The sequence below is a fragment of the Streptomyces physcomitrii genome, assembly GCF_012273655.1.
GTDB lineage: Bacteria > Actinomycetota > Actinomycetes > Streptomycetales > Streptomycetaceae > Streptomyces > Streptomyces physcomitrii.
In genome coordinates, this window is the sequence record NZ_JAAWWP010000001.1 from 262,780 (window position 1) to 280,721 (window position 17,942).

Sequence of the window (17,942 nt, forward strand, 5' to 3'; positions counted from 1 at the left end):
CGCGGACACGTACGCGGGGGTTGCCGCTGCCGGGCTACTCGGTGCGCAGGCCCTCCGGCCGCATCAGCCGCAGCAGCGCGGGCATGCTGAGCGCGGTCACCGCTAGGACCACCGCGGTGGCGATGCCCGCCATCGAGGCCACCCCCGTCCAGTCGACCCGGACGGGCGCACTCACCATCTTCAGGAGCACCGCGCCGAGGGTGATGCCGACCGCCGAGGCCAGCACGACCCCGAGGGCCACCGGCAGCGCCGTCTGCCAGAGCACCGACAGGCTCAGGGTGCGGCGCCGGGTGCCGAAGGCCACCAGCGAGGAGAGCAACTTCCGCCGCTCCCGCAGCTGTTCGAGCTGCGAGATGAGCAGGCTCGCCCCGATGAGCATCAGGACGCAGGAGGCGCCCACCAGGAGTCCGGTGCGGATCGCCGCGAACTGCCTGTCCTCGTTCTCGGAGACCAGGGTCAGCTCGTTGGCCAGCGGATCGACGCGGGCCGCCGAGGTGCGCACCCGGTCGACCGCGTCCGGGGTGCTCTTGTCGAGCCGCACGTACACCTGGGCGGTCAGCCCCTTGCGGGCGGACTCGGAGAACGCCGAGGGGGTGACGAGCACACCCGAAGTCTCCATGCCCAGCGGGTCCTTGAGCCCCTTCGCCGTCGGCAGCCTCGCGGGCAGCCGCCAGGCGGCCTCGGCGCCCGGGGAGCCCTCGTAGGAGGGCGAGAGGTAGACCGTGCGGCCCGGGCGGGCGACCTCGGCGGTGTCCTCGCTGTAGTCGCCGCCGGGGAGCAGGAAGGCGTCCCCCTCGTGGCAGGAGGGGAGTTCGGCGAGCTGGCGCAGGGCCGCGCAGCTGCCGACGCTGATGTCGGTGGCGGTATCCGGCTCCCGGGGCTTCGCGGCGATGGTCGCGGTGTCGAAGGCCAGCGAGTCCGCCACCCCGCCACCCGCGCGCAGCGCCCGCTCCAACTCCCGTGCGGACGCGCTGTTGTCGACGTCGATCCGGACCTGGGCCCGGGTGGTGTCCTGCCCCGAGTCCTGTACGTAGTCGCCCTCCAGGCTGGTGAACATCATCTGCAGGGCGATCGCCCCGGCCACCGCCACGGCGATGCCGTTCACCATGCGGGCGGCCGTACCACTGCTCAACTGAAGCCTGCGGACGGCAAGTTGCCAGGAGAGCGCGCCACCGCCGAGCCGCAGCACCAGAGCCTCGACCAGCCAGGGCAGCAGGGCGGTCACGCCGACCAGGAGCAGCACCGTGCCGGTCACGACCACCCACTCGTTGAAGTCGCCGTCCCCGCCCGCCTCTCCGGACATCGGCAGCAGCAGCGCGAGCCCGGCCACCGGCAGGAGCAGCCGCCACCACAGCCGCCGCCGCGGGGGTTTGGCGGTCCGCACCACGCCGAGCGGTTCGATGACCACGCCGCGGAGCGCGAGCAGGGTCACCGCGATCGCCGCACCCGGGACGGCGAGTACGACCAGGGCCGCCAGCGCGGGGTGCGGGGTGAGGTCCTGCGGAAAGAAGCTGAGGTCGAACAGGGTGATCTGAGAAGCGAGTTGACGGGCGATCAGGAAGAAGACGGTGCCGAGGACCAGGCCGAGGACGGCGCCCGCGACGGCCTCCCCGGAGGCGATCAGACGGGTGGTGCGGCCGTCCGCGCCCATCAGGCGCAGCGCGGCGAGCCTGCGGTCGCGCCGCTCCCCGCCGAAGCGCACGGCCGCCGCGATGAAGACGCCGACCGGCATGAGCAGCACCACGAAGATGATCAGGATCAGCAGGGTCAGCGCCGGGCCGAGCTCCTCCGGCTCCTGCTCCTCGGTCCCGAAGCGGTCGAGGCGCTGCACGGGGCCGTTGCCGAGGCGGTCCTCGAGCCCGGTGGCGCCCGCGTAGTAGGCGAGTTCATGGGGGCCCGCGAGCCCCTCGTCGCCGATGGTGCCGCCGATCCGGTAGGGCAGCCGCTCCCGCAGCCGCTCGCTCCCGCCGGAGTCGAGCAGTTCCTTGAGCGCGGGGGAGACGAGCATCTCCCCGGGCACCGGGAAGGCGCGCACCCCCGGCGGCAGCGGCGCCTTCGGGCCTTCGGGCTCCACGAGCCGGCCGCGGACGTCCTGGTGCCGGAAGGTGGTGTCCGTACTGGCGAGCAGCAGGGTGTTCGGCGCGGGACCCTCGGTCTTGGCGGCGATGTAGTCGTTGCGGGCGTCGGTACGGGTGCTCCGCTCGGCCAGCGCGTTCGGGATGGCCGTGGTGAGCAGCAGCAGGGTCACCCCGATGCCGACGCCGACGCCGGTCAGCAGGGTGCGCACCCAGCTCTCGCGCCCGCCGGTGACGGCGAAGCGCGCGCCCATCGCGAGGTCGCGGAGCCAGCCCTGGCGGGCGTCCGGGCCGGTCGGCCCCGGCGGGGCCGCGGGCGGCGCGGAGGCAGGCGCGGCGCTCATGCGGCGTGCGCCATGTCGCGGGAGCGGCCGTCGCGGACGACGATCTCGCGGTCCGAGTAGGCGGCGACCCGGGCCTCGTGGGTGACCAGGACGACCGCGGCGCGCGCCGAACGGGCGGCCTCGGTGAGCAGTTCCATCACCCGCTCGCCGTTGAGGGAGTCCAGGGCGCCGGTCGGCTCGTCCGCGAAGAGCACCCGCGGCCTGGTCACCAGGGACCGGGCGACCGCGACCCGCTGGCCCTGGCCGCCGGAGATCTCGCCGGGCCGCTTGCCCGCCAGCTCCGCCACCTCCAGGCGTTCCAGCCAGCCGTTCGCCTCCCGCTCGGCGGCCCGGCGCCCGGTGCCCGCCAGCCGCAGCGGCAGCGCGACGTTCTCCACACAGCTCAGCTCCGGCACCAACTGCCCGAACTGGAACACGAATCCGAACTCGGTACGCCGCAGCGCGCTGCGCTCCCGGTCCGACATGGCCGCCATCTGGCGCCCGTCGTACGTGAGCGAGCCGGAGTCCGGCGTCACGATCCCGGCGAGGCAGTGCAGCAGGGTCGACTTGCCGGAGCCGGAGGGCCCCATGACCGCGACCACCTCACCGGGCCGGATCGAGAACTCCGCGCCGTCCAGGGCGGTGGTCGCCCCGTACTGCTTGCGGAGTTCCTGGGCGTGCAGCAACGGGGCTTCTCCGGGCGGGACTTGGCGGTTCATCAGCGCACCTCCAGGGCGAGCTTCTCCAGGCGGGCGGCGGTCAGTTCGAGCCAGCGCAGGTCGGCTTCGAGGTGGAACAGGGCGTGGTCGCAGATGAGTTGGTCGGCGAGATCGCCGCCGCGCTTGCGCTCGGTGAGGGTGCGCATCATCCGCAGGTGCGCCGCGCGCTGGCTGTCGAGCAGCTCGGCGGCGTCGCGCCGGGTGAGCAGCGCGAGGACGACCTTGGTGTAGAGCGTCGACTGCAGATACGGCTCGGGCTTCTCCGGCGTGGCCAGCCACTGCTGCACGTCGGTGACCCCGGCATCGGTGATCGCGTACCGCTTGCGCTCGGGACCCTCCCCCGACTCCACCCCGTCGACCTCGACGAGGCCGTTCTTCAGGAGCCGGGACATGGTCGAGTAGACCTGCCCGTAGTGCAGCGGCTTGTCGTGACCGAACTTCTCGTCGAAGGCCCGCTTGAGGTCGTAGCCGTGGCGGGGGCCGGACTCCAGGAGTCCGAGCAAGGTGTGACCGATGGACATGGGGAGGACTATACACACGGGGTATACATGGTGTGTATAGATGGGGTGCATAGCTGGTCGGGGAGCGGGATCGCGGGAGGGTGCGGGAGAGGGGCGGCTGATCCGCCGCCCCTCTCAGTCGCTGCTGCCGTCCGCCTCCGGCTGCCCGTCCGCGGTGCCGGTGCCCCGCTCGGGGCTCCCGCCGTCCGCCTTCCGTGGCCGCCCCCGCCCCCGGATCGGCCCCGCGGTGCCCGGCAGGCGGCCGGAGTCGGCGAGGGCTCGGCGCAGGAGGAACTCGATCTGGGCGTTGGCGCTGCGCAGTTCCTCGCCGGCCCAGCGGGCCAGGGCCTCGTAGACCTGCGGGTCGAGCCGCAGCAGCACCTGCTTGCGCTGCTGCGGCGGGCGCCTGGGCGGGTCCTGGCCGGCCTCGGGGCTCACTGGTACAGGGTGCCCGTGTTGAGGACCGGCTGGGCCGCGCGGTCGCCGCACAGGACGACCATCAGGTTGGAGACCATGGCGGCCTTGCGCTCCTCGTCGAGGGCGACGATGTCGTGCTCGGAGATGCGGGCGAGGGCGGCCTCGACCATGCCGACGGCACCGTCCACGATCTGGCGGCGGGCGGCGACCACGGCCCCGGCCTGCTGGCGCTGGAGCATCGCGGAGGCGATCTCGGGGGCGTAGGCGAGGTGCGTGAAGCGGGACTCGATGATCTGTACACCCGCGGCCTCCACCCGTGCGTGGAGTTCGACGGCGAGCTTCTCGGTGATCTCCTCGGCGTTGCCGCGCAGCGAGAGCGACTCCTCGTCGTGGGCGTCGTAGGGGTACTCGATGGCGATGTGGCGCACCGCGGCCTCGGTCTGGGTGGAGACGAACTCCAGGAAGTCGTCCACCTCGAAGGTGGCCTGGGCGGTGTCCTCCACCCGCCAGACGACCACGGCGGCCAGCTCGATCGGGTTGCCGTAGGCGTCGTTGACCTTGAGGACCGCGGTCTCGTGGTTGCGGACCCGGGTGGAGATCTTGACGCGCGAGGTCAGCGGGTTCACCCAGCGCAGCCCGTCCTTGCGGATGGTGCCCTGGTAGCGGCCGAAGAGCTGGACGACCCGGGCCTCGCCCGGCGCCACCATGTTCAGCCCGCCCATGGCGAAGAAGGCGGCGAGGATCACCACGATCCCGAGGAGGATCAGGGCGACCTTGGCGCCGGTGGCGGTGAGTACCGCGCCGATCGCGATCGCCACGACCCCCGCCGCGAGGCCGAGCAGCCCGAGGAGCAGGGCGAGGCCCCCGGCGATGCTGTGCGCGGCGCTCTCGCGGACCTGCGGGCTCGGCATCTCCGGTACGTCGGGGGCGTCCGGGGCGCCGGACGCCCCGGGGGCGGTGCGGGCGGTGTGCGCCGGGGGCTCCGGTGTGGAGCCGGGTGTGGGCTCGGGTGCGGGCATGGCGGGTCCCCGTTTCTCTCGATGTCGCGACGGCTCGTCGTCGGGACGGCTCGTCGTCCGGCCGTCCGGTCATGGCGGGTGCGCCGTTGCGTACGTCACCGCGTACGGCAGGGCGCGGAGGTGGTCCCGGTCGCCGTCGCGCCTGGTCGGGCGGCGGATCCGGGCCGTGCGCCGACCCTAGCAGAAATCTAGCTAAGTGATATCACTTATTTCCGGGCGGCAACCTTCGGCCGCTTTCGCTCGTCGGTTCCTTTGGGTGTGGTGCTGATTGTCACGCCCTGAATGGTCCGTTCGGGGGCCGTATGTCCGAGGTGCGGTGTTAGCTTTCGTAGCCGACCGGACCGGACGGCCCGGGGAACGGGGTAGGAACCGGGCACGAGGAGACGAGGGCCGGCGCAGCGGTCACGAAGGGAAACGGGGCGACCCATGGCACGAGCGGAATCCGGGCAGGCGCGGTCGGGCGGCATAGGCCGCTTCCTGTCCTGGAGGAAGGTCTTCGGCACCTTCTTCGGCCTCTGCCTGCTCGGCATGGGCGCCTTCACCGTGCTCTACCTCGTGGTGGACGTCCCCGCGGAGGGCAATCCCGCGGCCAAGGCGCAGAGCAACGTCTACAAGTACAGCAACGGCAAGACCTTCGCCCGCGAGGGCGCCGTCAACCGCGAACTCGTCGAGCTCTCCGAGGTCCCCAAGGACGTCCAGCACGCCTTCGTCGCCGCCGAGAACAAGTCCTTCTACCGGGACCAGGGCGTCGACCTGAAGGGCACCACCCGCGGGCTGCTCAACACCCTGCGCGGCGAGGGCAAGCAGGGCGGCTCGACCATCACCCAGCAGTACGTGAAGAACTACTACCTGAGCCAGGAGCAGACCGTCAGCCGCAAGCTGAAGGAGATGGTCATCTCGCTCAAGGTGGACCGCAACAAGTCCAAGGACGAGATCCTCGCCGGGTACCTCAACACCAGCTACTTCGGCCGCGGCGCCTACGGCATCCAGGCCGCCGCCCAGGCCTACTACGGCGTCGACGCCCGCGAGCTGAACGTCACCCAGGGCGCCTACCTCGCCGCCCTGCTCCAGGCCCCCAGCGCCTACGACTGGGCCGCCGCCTCCGAGGCCGGCAAGACCCACGTCAAGGAGCGCTGGGCGTACGTACTGGACAACATGGTCGACGAGCACTGGCTGGACACCGGGGCGCGGGCGCGGCAGAAGTTCGACGTGCCGGACGAGCCCAAGGGGGCGCCCGGGCTCGCGGGGCAGCGCGGCTATCTGGTGAAGGCGGCCAACGCCCAGCTCCAGGAGCAGCTGGTCTCGGACGGGGTGCCGAAGGACGCCGCCGCCGCGCTGGTCGACGCGGGCGGCTGGAACATCACCCTCAACATCGACGAGAAGAAGCAGCGCCAGCTGGAGAAGGCGGTCAAGGCCGAGCTGACCTCCCGGCTCTCGCCGAAGTCCCGCGCCGTGGACGCCGACGTACAGGCCGGGGCCGTCTCCGTCGACCCGAAGAACGGCCGGGTGCTCGCCATGTACGGCGGCGAGGACTATGTGAAGCACTACACCAACAACGCCACCCGCGAGGACTACCAGCCCGCCTCCACCTTCAAGCCGGTGATCTTCACCGCGGCGCTCGCCGAGGGCTCCGACACCCAGGACGGGCAGCCGATCACCGCCGACACCGTCTACGACGGCACCAGCAAGCGGCCGGTCGTCGGCAGCGACATCCCCTTCGCCCCGGAGAACGAGGACGACCAGTCCTACGGTCCGGTCAGCGTGCAGCGCGCCATGAACAAGTCGGTGAACTCCGTCTTCGCGCAGATGGGCGTGGACGTCGGGATGGAGAAGGTGCTCTCCACCGCGGACAAGCTCGGCATGGACACCGAGGACGAGGAGGCGGTGCCCTCGCAGACCCTCGGCACCATGGGCGCGAGCCCGCTCCAGATGGCCGGGGCGTACGCCACCCTCGACAACCACGGCAAGAAGGTCACCCCCTCGCTGATCAAGAAGGCCGACCACCTGGACCACAGCGTCGACTTCCCGGACCCGGTCGGCGAGCAGGTCGTCGAGCGCGGGGTGGCCGACTCGGTGACCTCGGTGCTCCAGGGCGTGGTGGACGACGGCACGGGCGCCGCGGTGCGCAACCCGGTGCAGGACGTGGCGGGCAAGACCGGTACCTCCGACGACAACAAGTCCGCCTGGTTCACCGGTTACACCCCGGATCTGGTGACCTCGGTCGGCCTCTTCGGCGAGGCGGCCAAGGACCGTACGACGGACTCCGGGGAGAAGGTCCGCCGCGGAGCCCAGGTGACGCTGAGCGGGGCCGCGGGCGGCGGCCGGGTCAACGGCGGCGGCTTCCCGGCGCAGATCTGGGCCGGGTACACCTTCGACGCGATGGGCGCGCCCAGCGCCTTCGACCTGGACACCGAGATGGGCGCCGGGATCGCCCCGCCCAGCGAGGAGCCGGACCCCTCGGGGAGCCAGGGCCCGAGCGAGCCCGCCACCGAGCAGCCCGAGGACCCGACCACCGAGGCGCCGCCGACCAGCGAGGAGCCCTCGGGGGAGCCGACCTACACCCCGCCCACCGAGGGCCCGACGGCCCCGCCCACGGTCGACCCGACCCCGCCGTCGGAGCCCACCTGGGGCATCCCGGAGGGGCCGGACGGCCGGGGACGGGGCGACCGGTACGAAGACGACGGGGACTGAGCCGGGCGACCGGTGCGACGACGGGGACTGAACCGGGCGGCGGGTCTCAGGCCGTACGGCTCAGGCCGCCCCGTTGAACTTCGCCTCGATGCGCTCGCCGAGCCGCTTGTCCACATTGCGCCAGTACTCGAAGGCGCGCTGCAGCACCGGCGGCGAGACCCCGTCCGCCAGATGGCCCGCCACGTTCGCGACCAGGCGTTCGCGCGCGGCGTCGTCCAGGACCTCGCGGACCATGGTGCCGGGCTGGCCCCAGTCGTCGTCCTCGCGGTGCTTGGTGTACGCCTCGCGGACCAGCTCGCCCTCGGTCTCCCAGCTCGGCGGCGGGTAGGCGGAGGGGTCCGCGGCCGGGCCGCCGTAGGAGTTCGGCGCGTAGACGGCGCCGACCCGGGCGGGCTCGTACCGCATCGGCCCGTCCTTGGCGTAGGAGTGCACGGGTACGTGCGGCCGGTTGGGCGGCAGCTGCGCGTAGTTGGGGCCGATCCGGTACCGGTGGGTGTCCGGGTAGGAGAAGAGCCGGCCGAGCAGCATCTTGTCGGGGGAGGGGCCGATGCCGGGCACCAGGTTCGAGGGCTCGAAGGCGGCCTGCTCGATGTGGACGAAGTAGTCCTCGGGATTCTCGTCGAGGACCATCCGGCCGACCTCGATCAGCGGGTAGTCGCTGTGCGGCCAGACCTTGGTGAGGTCGAAGGGGTTGAACCGGTAGTCCGGCGCGTCCGCGAAGGGCATGATCTGCACCTTCAGCGTCCAGCTCGGCGGGTTCCCGGCCTCGATGGACTCGTAGAGGTCGCGGCGGTGCTTGTCCGCGTCCGTACCGGCCAGCTCGTCGGCCTCGTCCTGGGTCAGGAAGTCGATGCCCTGGTCGGTCTTGAAGTGGTACTTCACCCAGAACTTCTCGCCGCCGCCGTTGATCCACATATAGGTGTGCGAGCCGTAGCCGTTCATGTGGCGGTAGGTCTTCGGGATGCCGCGGTCGCCCATCAGCCAGGTGACCTGGTGGGCCGATTCGGGGGAGAGGGTCCAGAAGTCCCACTGCATGTCGTGGCTGCGCAGACCGGTGCGCGGGTGGCGCTTCTGGGAGCGGATGAAGTCCTGGAACTTGATCGTGTCCCGGACGAAGAAGACCGGGGTGTTGTTGCCGACCAGGTCGTAGTTGCCGTGCTCGGTGTAGAACTTCAGCGCGAAGCCGCGGGGGTCGCGCCAGGTGTCGGGGGAGCCCATCTCACCGGCCACCGTGGAGAAGCGGGCGAGCATCTGCGTGGTGCGGCCGGGCTGGAAGAGGTCGGCCTTGGTGAACTGGCTGACGTCGTTGGTGACGGTGAAGTGCCCGTAGGCACCGCTGCCCTTGGCGTGCACGACCCGCTCGGGGACCCGTTCGCGGTTGAACTGGGCCATCTTCTCGATGAGGTAGTGGTCCTGCAGCAGGATCGGTCCGTCGGGGCCGACGGTCAGCGAGTTCTCGTCGCTCTCCGCGGGGATACCTGCGTTGGTCGTCGTCAGGGGAACCTTGTGCTGGGATGCCGAGGTCACGAGCGTGCTCCCGTCGGGTGCTGGGGGGTCGGGTCGCTTCGTCTCGGCTGCCAGTCAACTCCTCGCAGGTGACCCCGGCAACATTTGGACATTGTCCTGAATTCGACCCCTTCGTGAAGGGGTCCCTCGGAAGGACGGCTATCTGCCCGCCGCCTGGAAGGTCCGCCGGTACGCGAGCGGGGCCACCCCGATGGCCGCGTGCAGATGCTGGCGCAGCGAGGCGGCGGTGGCGAAGCCGACCTCGTGCGCGATCCGGTCCACCGGCAGATCGCTGGACTCCAGGAGGTGCCGGGCCCGCAGTACGCGCTGCTGGGTCAGCCAGCGGCCCGGGCTGACCCCGGTCTCCTCGCGGAACCGGCGGGCGAAGGTCCGCAGGCTCATCCGGGCGTGCGCGGCCAGCTCCTCCAGGGTCAGCGGCAGGTGGAGGTGGTCCAGCGCCCAGTCCCGGGTGGCCGCGGTGCCCGCCGCGGTCGGCTCCGGCAGCGGCCGCTCGATGTACTGGGCCTGCCCGCCGTCCCGGTACGGCGGCACCACGCAGCGCCGGGCGACCTGGTTCGCCACCTCATTGCCGTGGTCCCGGCGGACCAGGTGGAGGCAGACGTCCACCCCGGAGGCGGCGCCCGCGCTGGTCAGTACGGTGCCGTCGTCGATGAAGAGCACATCCGGGTCGAGGTCCACCGCCGGGAAGAGCTGCCGGAAGCGCTCGGTCAGCGCCCAGTGGGTGGTGGCCCGGCGGCCGTCGAGGATCCCGGCCGCCGCGAGCAGGAAGGCGCCGGTGCAGATCGAGGCGATCCGGGTGCCCGCCGGGATCCGCTCCAGCGCCCGCGCGGTCGGCGGGGACAGCTCCGCGGCGGCCAGCGAGACGGTGTACGGCGGGATGACCACGGTGTCCGCCCACTCCAGCGCCTCGGGTCCGTGCTCCGCGGTGACCGTGAAGTCGGCGTCGGTGCGCACCGGGTTCCCGTCGACCGTGCAGGTCCGCACCTCGTAGCGGCCGTCGGCGCTGCCGAAGACGCGGTGCGCGATGCCCAGCTCGAAGGGGTAGACGCCCTCCATGGCGAGGACGGCCACCCGGTGCGCGCCGGGCCGGGGCCCGGAGAGGCAGAGGTAGGAGTCGACGGGGGAGGGGCCGGTGCGCGGCCGGGGCGCGGGCTCGGCGGAGGACCCGGCGGTCGGCCCGGCGGCGGTGGGCGAGGAGGAGGTCATGCCGTCCAGCATGGCACGAACCCATCGGTTGATGGCATTCATGCCATGGCGCGGCCCCGGAACCCGGCGGCACCCTGGGCCTATGACCCAGCACCGCGATCAGCACACCCCCGGCGGGCCGACCGGCACCGCCTCGGCCGCCGCTTCGGCCGACGCCCCCTCCGGCCCCCGGATGCTCGCCCTGCGCCAGCGCACCCTCGGCGGCCCCGAGGTCCTCGAACTGGCCGAACTGCCCCGCCCCGCCCCCGGCCCCTCCCAGCTCCAGGTGGCCGTGCACGCCGCGGGCCTGAACCCCACGGACTGGAAGCACCGCGCCCACCCGGCCTTCCTGCCCGCGCCGCCGTTCGTCCTCGGCTGGGACGTCTCCGGCACCGTCGAGGCGGTCGGCGTCGGCGTCACCCTCTTCAAGCCCGGCGACGAGGTCTTCGGGATGCTGCCCTATCCGTACGGCGTCGGCTCGCACGCCGAGTACGTGACCGGGCCCGCCCGCGCCTTCGCCCGCAAGCCCGCGGAGATCGACCACGTCCAGGCGGGCGCGCTGCCGCTCGCCTCGCTGACCGCCTGGCAGGCCCTGGTCGACACCGCCGGGCTCGAAGCGGGGCAGCGGGTGCTGATCCACGCCGCGGCCGGCGGCGTCGGCCACCTCGCCGTGCAGATCGCCAAGGCCCGCGGCGCCTACGTCATCGGCACCGCCAGCGCGGGCAAGCACGACTTCCTGCGCGGACTCGGCGCCGACGAGCTGATCGACTACCGCACCACCGACTTCGCCGAGGCGGTACGGGAGGCCGACGTCGTCCTGGACACCATCGGCGGCGAGTACCGCTCCCGCAGCCTGCGCACCCTGCGGCCGGGCGGACTGCTGGTCTCGATCCTGCCGGTGGACCGGGAGGGGCTGGTGGCCGAGGCCGAGTCGCTCGGGGTCCGCGCCGAGACCCTCCTGGTCGAGGCCGACCACACCGGTATGCAGGCGATCGCGGCCCTGGCGGCCTCCGGCCGGCTGCGCGCCGAGATCGCCGGCACCTACCCGCTGGCCGAGGGCGCCAAGGCCCACGCCCTCGGCGAGACCAACCGGACCACCGGCAAGCTGGTGCTGACGGTGCGCTGAGCGCCGGGAGGCCGCACACGAGAGGGAGCCCCGGTCCCAGGACCGGGGCTCCCTCTTCGATCTCCATCCCTGCGTACACGGCGCCCGTACGTACCTGCCGGTACGCGGCGGCTCACCCCCGCCAGGGCACCTCGAACCACACCACCTTGCCGGTGCTCAGCCGGGTGGCGCCCCAGCGCCGGGCCAGCTTGTTGACCAGGTACAGGCCGCGCCCGCCCTCGTCGGTGGCGCGGGCCTGGCGGAGCCTCGGCAGCTGGGGGACGTCGTCGCCGACCTCGCAGCGCAGCACGTCGGTGCGCAGCAGCCGCAGGGTGATCGGGCGCGAGGCGTAGCGCACCGCGTTGGTGACCACCTCGCTGACGAGCAGCTCGACCGAGTCCGTCAGCTCCTCCAGGTCCCAGCGGGCGAGGGCGCTGCGGGCCAGCCGCCGCGCCCGGCTGGGCGTGGCGTCCTCCGGCTCCAGGAACCAGTAGGCGACATCGCTCGGCGCGATGCCGTCGAAGCGGGCGGCGAGCAGCGCGATGTCGTCGTCCCGGTCGCCCGGGCCGAGCATGTCGAGCACCTCGTCGCAGAGGGCCTCCAGGGGCGGCGGGTGGTCCGGGCCGGTCAACTGCGCGGTGGCGGCGAGGCGTTCGCGCAGCTGCTCTATGCCGGTCCAGACGTCCCGCAGCCGGGACTCCACCAGGCCGTCGGTGTAGAGCAGCAGGGTGGCGCCCGCGGGCGCGTCCAGCTCCACCGCCTCGAAGTCGACGCCGCCCACGCCGATCGGGGCGCCCGGCGGCACCCGCAGCACCTCCGCCCGGCCGCCGAGGTGCAGCAGCACGGGCGGCGGGTGGCCGGCGTTGGCGATGGTGATGCGGTGCGATACCGGGTCGTAGACCGCGTACATGCAGGTCGCCATGCGGTCGGTGCCGAGCCGCTGGGCCTGCTCGTCGAGGTGGTGCAGGACCTCCTGCGGCGGCAGGTCCAGGCCCGCGAGGGTCTGCGCGGTGGTCCGCAGCTGGCCCATGATCGCGGCGGAGGTCATCGAGTGCCCCATGACGTCGCCGACGACGAGGGCGACCCGGCTGCCGGGCAGCGGGATCGCGTCGTACCAGTCGCCGCCGACCCGGGCGGTCTCCGCGGCCGGGAGGTAGCGGGAGGCGAGCCGGACGCCCATCGCGCGCGGCAGCGTCTCCGGGAGCATGGTGCGCTGCAACTCGTCGGCGATATAGGCCTCGCGGCCGTAGAGGACCGCCTTGTCGATGCCGAGCGCGCTGTGCGTGGCCAGCTGCGCCGCGACCAGCAGATCGTCCGTCTCGAAGGCCGAACGGTCCGGGCGGCGCAGGAAGATGGCGGCCCCGATCACCCGGCGCCGCCCCCGCAGCGGCGCCAGGATGGCCCGCTTGCCGTCCGGCAGGCTGAGGGTGTCGCCGAGCAGCTCGGGCAGCGCGGTACGGGCGGTGGCCGCGTCCGCGAAGACCGGGCGCACCCCGCGCAGCACCTCGGCGAGCGCGCCGCCCGGCTGCACCTCGCACAGCTCGGCGGTGACCGTCAGATCGGGCCCGCTCTGCAGCGGCGGCAGCGGGGTGCCCTCGGTGTCCTGGTCGAGCGGGATCCGGTCGGTGCGGCGCAGCCGCAGCACCACGGGCCCGGCCGGGCGCTCGTCGCCGACCGGCAGCGGGTCGCGCAGATAGACCAGGATGGCGTCGGAGAAGGTCGGCACCGTCGCCCGGCACAGGCCCATCACGATCTCGTCGAGGTCGATGCCCCGGGCGATCCGCCGGGTCGCCGCGCCCACGAACCTCAGCCGGTCCCCGTCCCGCCGCATGGCCACGGCCGCCGGGCGCGCGGAGGCCGCCGCCTGGGTCGTCGGCCCGGCGCCCTCGTCGCCCGCCTGCATCTCCACGCCCTCCGGGGTCGGTCGCGGGCGGGGCGCATCTGGCTCGGCCGTCGACGATTGCGAATGCTCATCACTGCCGGTGCCTGCCGGGGTCACGGGGTCGCCGGACCTGGCCTGCGCCGGGGTACGCAGCAGCGCCCCGCGCGGATCTGCGGGGGTGCCCGGCCGGGCAGCCTGCTGCTGCCGGGCCTCGTGGGAGGTGGGATGCTCCGTCACGCGTGTCGAATCCGTCCGTCCGGGGCTGCGCGCCGTGCGCGCGGTGGTCTCAGGCGCGTCGGCAGTTGAGGAACAACTGGTGTTCCGGGTGAGCGCCGGTACTGGCCGGGGCGTACGCGAATGTCTCCTCGCCCGCGATCTCGAAGCCCGCCTCGCGCACCACCCGGCGCAGTTCGTCCCGCAGGAATCCCGATACCCGGATCGGGTGCCCCAGGAACGGAATTTCCGCGTCGTCCAGGTCGGCTTCCACCATGGACAGCGCGAACAGGCCACCGGGTCTGAGCAGTCGGTGGAACTGCCGCAGGGCGTACGGGATCTCCGGGCGCGGCAGCATCAGCAGCGTGAAGTAGCAGGCGATGCCGTCGAACTCCCCGAGACCGTCGGGCCCTTCGGTCCGCAGCGCCGCGAGATCCCGCCGCAGGAACCGCCCCTCGGGGACGTTCTTGCGGGCGAGTTCCAGCATGCCCTCGGAGAGGTCGACGCCGGTCACCGTGTGGCCCGCCGCCACGAGCGCGCGGGCCGTGGGCAGGCCGGTTCCGCAGCCCACGTCCAGCACCCGGGAGCCCGGGGGGAGTTGAGCCGCCAGCCAGCCGCCGGAGGCGAGCTGGCCCTCCTTGTGCGGGAAGGCGTCGTCGTAGCGCGCGCCGATGGCGTCGAAGGCCTCGGCCTGACCCGTACGGTCGGGTGCCGCACCGTCGCCGTATCCCTCGTAAGCCTCGCTCACGTCCTGCCGCCCCTCGATGACTGATTGTCAGGTCCCGCACCCACTGGCGGAGTTGCAGCCACGCGACCTTGCGGGGGAACGATCCTACGGGTCAACCATGGGGGCGCATCAAGGGTCTCATCAGGACACATGCGCGGGCGTCCGGTCCCAGTTGTCCGGCAGAGAGGGGATCGTCCACGTCGGATCCGGCCGCCAGTCCTGCCATCCGTCGGCGAACGGGGCACCCCACTCGGCGATGTGCGCCACCGCACGCCTCCCCGCCTCCCGGACCCGGCCCGCCTGACCGGCGTCCATCAGCCCGGCCCGCTGCGCCTCGGCGAACTCGTCCTCGTCGCGCCAGGACCAACTGCGGTCCTCGTACACGCAGATGTCGAGGAAGTGGTCCTCGGAATCCACGCCGCCGGCCCAGCGCTCGCGCGGCTGCTCCAGATTGACGTACCAGTTCTTGAAGCGCCAGCCCTGCTCCCAGAACAGCCAAACGGACCACGGATCGCCCGGCCGTGCGAGTTTCAGCACGCCGGTCCCGAACCACCGGTCGCGCTGCACGGCCCGCGGCTTGGTGTACCGGGTGGCCAGCGGCTCCAGGTGGACCGGGGTGCCGTCGGCGAGCACCGGCTTCACGCACTCGGTGCCCGGGGCGAGCCAGACGGCGAGCAGTTCCGGGGTGTCCTCGACGACCGTCACCGGGCGGCAGATGTGGAAGCGCTCGCCCGCGTTCTCGCGGTAGCGCCACAGGATCTGGGCGCCGGGCGGCCAGTGTCCGCCGCCGCCTCCGCCGCCCTCGCGGGCTCTGTCCGCCGTGTCTGGGTCTGTCATGAGCGGATTTTAGATGCCTGCGGCATACACCGCTGCGGCGCGGGTCACCGGGGCCCGGGCTACCGCCGGTTACGGGCGAGTTCCGGCCACCGCGGATCCCGGCCCGCACACCTGTGCCCACGCGGGTCCCCGCCCGGACGGACGGGGACCGCGCAGGACTGTGGACACACCCCTACGGCCGGGTCATCCGCAGCACGTCGAGCGCCTCGTCCAGCTGCTCGACGGTGAGATCGCCGCGCTCCACATAACCGGACTCCAGGACCACCTCGCGGATGGTCTTCCGCTCCGCGAGCGACTTCTTGGCGATCTTCGCCGCCTCCTCGTAGCCGAGGTACTTGTTGAGCGGGGTCACCACCGAGGGCGAGGACTCGGCGTACTCCCGGGCCCGCTCCCGGTCGGCGGTGATCCCGTCCACGGTGCGGTCGGCGAGCAACCGCGCCACGTTCGCGAGCAGCCGGATCGACTCCAGTACGTTCTTGGCGATCACCGGGAGCATCACGTTCAGCTCGAAGTTCCCGGCCGCGCCGGCCGCCGCGACGGTCGCGTCGTTCCCGGTGACCTGCGCGGCGACCATCAAGGTGGCCTCCGGGATCACCGGGTTCACCTTGCCCGGCATGATCGAGGAGCCCGGCTGGAGATCGGGCAGCGCGATCTCGGCGAGGCCGGTGCGCGGGCCCGAGGCCATCCAGCGCAGATCGTTGGCGATCTTGGTGAACCCGACCGCGACGGTTCGCAGCTGCCCGCTGATCTCGACGATCGCGTCCCGCGCGCCCTGCGCCTCGAAGTGGTCCCGCGCCTCGGTCAGCGGCAGCCCGGTGGCCCGCGCCACCTCGGCGATCACGGCCGCCGGGAAGCCGGGCGGGGTGTTGATCCCGGTGCCCACCGCGGTGCCGCCGAGCGGGAGTTCGGCCAGCCGCGGCAGCGAGGCCTCAAGCCTCTCGATCCCGTACCGCACCTGCGCCGCGTACCCCGCGAACTCCTGCCCCAGCGTCACCGGCGTGGCGTCCATCAGATGCGTACGCCCCGACTTCACGACATCCGCGAACTCCTCCGCCTTGCGGCCGAGCGCGGCGGCCAGGTGGTCCAGGGCCGGGATCAGATCGCGGGTCACCGCCGCCGTCGCCGCGATGTGGATCGAGGACGGGAAGACGTCGTTGGAGGACTGCGAGGCGTTCACATGGTCGTTGGGGTGGACCTCCCGCCCCAGCCGCTCGGTCGCCAGGGTGGCGAGCACCTCGTTGGTGTTCATGTTCGAGGAGGTGCCGGACCCCGTCTGGAAGACGTCGACCGGGAAGTGCGCGTCCCACCGCCCCTCGGCGACCTCCCGCGCGGCCTCCCGCACCGCCTCGGCGATGTCCTTGTCCAGGACCCCGAGTTCGGCGTTCACCTTCGCTGCGGCCGCCTTGATCTGCGCCAGCGCCTCGATGTGCGCCCGCTCGATCCGCTGCCCCGAGACCGGGAAGTTCTCCACCGCCCGCTGCGTCTGCGCCCGCCATTTCGCCTCCGCGGGAACCCGGACCTCTCCCATGGAGTCGTGCTCGATGCGGTACTCGCCCTCGGAGCCGGGCGCGGGGGTGCCGTGCGTCGTGGTCATGTGTGGTGTACCTCCTGGTGGGGGAGCGGCGGACGGGGTGGCGGGTATTCCCCTTACGCGTACCTACTGACGGGTCAATAGATTCCCAAGAGGCTTCCCACTCTCTGTGAGCGCGTGATTGCGTTGACGCCACTGTGTTCGAAGAAGGCATCGCCGTGCTGACCACGAGCCATGCCGCACACCAGGGGAGGTCCGTTCCCTCCCCCCCCAACACCCCGCAACCTTCCGCAGGAGCACCCGTCATGCCCGTCTGGCAGCCCGAGTCCGCCGACGAGTACGTGCTCGGCCGCGTCCCCGTGGTCTTCGCGAGCGGGGCGGCGGTGGCCGTCTGTGGGATGCGCTGGTTCAGGGATGCGCAGCGGCGGGACATCCAGGGCGAGTTGCCCGGCTGGCCACCCGGACCGGTGTTCACGCCGAAGAAGGGAGCCGAACGACACGGTCGTCGCGTACTGCGGGGCGCCGGCCGGGTGGTCGGCACTCTGGTCATGGCCGCGCTGACCGGAGGGGGAGCGGGAGGGGTGAGCGTCCCCGGGCGCCCGGAGGACCCGCCCAACGAGACAGCGGACTTTCCGGTGCTCTGGGGCGACGCCGGAAGTGTGGCGCGCACCCTGCCTTGGCAGTTGGACATCTCCCGGCGGCCGCGGAACTACCGCACGCACCTCACGGCGACGGACCGGCGATTGCTGATCACGGGATTTCCGCATGCGGACGAGATCCACGACGAGGTGCTCTGGCAAGTCGACCGCGATGCGGTGTCTTCGGTGCGGCGCAAGGATTTCAGTGCCTTCGCGGGAGACGGCTACCGCGCCACTCGCTGCGATATGCAGATCGCCTTCGCCGACGAGTCCTGGTGCAGGCTCGCTTCGCACTACCGGGACGAGATCTGCGAGTACCTGGTCGACGGGGCGGAGCCGGTGCCGCTGAACAGCCTCTCCGCGGAACAGCGGGCACGCGTGGAAGAGTTTTGTGAACGGCACGCGGGAGAGGGTTCCGCCCTGGTGACCTTGCGGGACGACGGAATCTACCGCGTCGATGTGCGTGATCCCGCGAAGGCCGACGCCTTTTCGGGGATGTTCGCGGCGTCCGATTTCATGGACCGGACGGGCGGGGATCCGGACGATTCCTGAG

General features: G+C 72.3%; 14 protein-coding genes. 3 read left to right on the forward strand and 11 right to left on the reverse strand.

The window, feature by feature from the left end; genetic code table 11:
* Positions 1 to 34: 34 nt before the first annotated feature.
* The 5 genes from HFV08_RS01145 to HFV08_RS01165 form a co-directional block, all read right to left on the reverse strand.
* Complete coding sequence (locus tag HFV08_RS01145; RefSeq protein ID WP_246341420.1) at positions 35 to 2,419, reverse strand: ABC transporter permease; 2,385 nt, start codon at positions 2,417 to 2,419, stop codon at positions 35 to 37.
* The gene (locus HFV08_RS01150; protein WP_168534883.1) at positions 2,416 to 3,117 is read right to left on the reverse strand and encodes an ABC transporter ATP-binding protein; all 702 of its coding nucleotides are present in this window, start codon (positions 3,115 to 3,117) and stop codon (positions 2,416 to 2,418) included. The genes HFV08_RS01145 and HFV08_RS01150 overlap by 4 nt, the downstream gene beginning before the upstream one ends.
* The gene (locus HFV08_RS01155; RefSeq protein WP_168534885.1) at positions 3,117 to 3,638 is read right to left on the reverse strand and encodes a PadR family transcriptional regulator; all 522 of its coding nucleotides are present in this window, start codon (positions 3,636 to 3,638) and stop codon (positions 3,117 to 3,119) included. Before HFV08_RS01155 ends, HFV08_RS01150 begins: the two co-directional genes overlap by 1 nt.
* Positions 3,639 to 3,752: 114 nt before the next feature.
* Complete coding sequence (locus HFV08_RS01160; RefSeq protein WP_376770539.1) at positions 3,753 to 4,106, reverse strand: type II toxin-antitoxin system antitoxin; 354 nt, start codon at positions 4,104 to 4,106, stop codon at positions 3,753 to 3,755.
* Positions 4,052 to 4,945: an SPFH domain-containing protein gene (locus tag HFV08_RS01165; protein WP_246341450.1), complete on the reverse strand. Its 894-nt coding sequence runs from the start codon at positions 4,943 to 4,945 to the stop codon at positions 4,052 to 4,054. The genes HFV08_RS01160 and HFV08_RS01165 overlap by 55 nt, the downstream gene beginning before the upstream one ends.
* Before the next feature lie 534 nt (positions 4,946 to 5,479).
* On the opposite strand from HFV08_RS01165, the gene HFV08_RS01170 reads away from it, so the two are divergent.
* Positions 5,480 to 7,744 (forward strand): transglycosylase domain-containing protein, encoded by a 2,265-nt coding sequence (locus HFV08_RS01170; RefSeq protein WP_168534889.1) that lies wholly within the window; start codon positions 5,480 to 5,482, stop codon positions 7,742 to 7,744.
* Positions 7,745 to 7,804: 60 nt separating this feature from the next.
* Here HFV08_RS01170 and HFV08_RS01175 read toward each other — a convergent pair whose 3' ends face one another.
* Both HFV08_RS01175 and HFV08_RS01180 read right to left on the reverse strand, forming a co-directional pair.
* The gene (locus HFV08_RS01175) at positions 7,805 to 9,271 is read right to left on the reverse strand and encodes a catalase (RefSeq protein WP_312885265.1); all 1,467 of its coding nucleotides are present in this window, start codon (positions 9,269 to 9,271) and stop codon (positions 7,805 to 7,807) included.
* A gap of 138 nt (positions 9,272 to 9,409) precedes the next feature.
* Positions 9,410 to 10,327: a GlxA family transcriptional regulator gene (locus HFV08_RS01180; RefSeq protein ID WP_246341451.1), complete on the reverse strand. Its 918-nt coding sequence runs from the start codon at positions 10,325 to 10,327 to the stop codon at positions 9,410 to 9,412.
* A 322-nt stretch (positions 10,328 to 10,649) separates the two neighbouring features.
* On the opposite strand from HFV08_RS01180, the gene HFV08_RS01185 reads away from it, so the two are divergent.
* Entirely contained in the window at positions 10,650 to 11,582 is a 933-nt protein-coding gene (locus HFV08_RS01185) for an NADP-dependent oxidoreductase (RefSeq protein ID WP_168535631.1), read from the forward strand.
* 112 nt (positions 11,583 to 11,694) lie between these two features.
* Here HFV08_RS01185 and HFV08_RS01190 read toward each other — a convergent pair whose 3' ends face one another.
* The 4 genes from HFV08_RS01190 to HFV08_RS01205 form a co-directional block, all read right to left on the reverse strand.
* Positions 11,695 to 13,680, reverse strand: a complete 1,986-nt coding sequence (locus HFV08_RS01190; RefSeq protein WP_079152724.1) for an ATP-binding SpoIIE family protein phosphatase — start codon at positions 13,678 to 13,680, stop codon at positions 11,695 to 11,697.
* A gap of 49 nt (positions 13,681 to 13,729) precedes the next feature.
* The gene (locus HFV08_RS01195; protein WP_168534893.1) at positions 13,730 to 14,404 is read right to left on the reverse strand and encodes a class I SAM-dependent DNA methyltransferase; all 675 of its coding nucleotides are present in this window, start codon (positions 14,402 to 14,404) and stop codon (positions 13,730 to 13,732) included.
* Positions 14,405 to 14,524: 120 nt separating this feature from the next.
* On the reverse strand, positions 14,525 to 15,220 hold the full coding sequence (gene fomD, locus HFV08_RS01200; RefSeq protein ID WP_168534895.1) for a cytidylyl-2-hydroxypropylphosphonate hydrolase: 696 nt from the start codon (positions 15,218 to 15,220) through the stop codon (positions 14,525 to 14,527).
* 172 nt (positions 15,221 to 15,392) lie between these two features.
* Positions 15,393 to 16,814: a class II fumarate hydratase gene (locus tag HFV08_RS01205; protein ID WP_168534897.1), complete on the reverse strand. Its 1,422-nt coding sequence runs from the start codon at positions 16,812 to 16,814 to the stop codon at positions 15,393 to 15,395.
* Between the two features lie 242 nt (positions 16,815 to 17,056).
* Between HFV08_RS01205 and HFV08_RS01210 the strand changes: the two genes are divergently transcribed.
* Positions 17,057 to 17,941, forward strand: coding sequence for a hypothetical protein (locus HFV08_RS01210; protein WP_168534899.1), 885 nt, complete (start codon positions 17,057 to 17,059; stop codon positions 17,939 to 17,941).
* Position 17,942 lies beyond the last annotated feature (1 nt).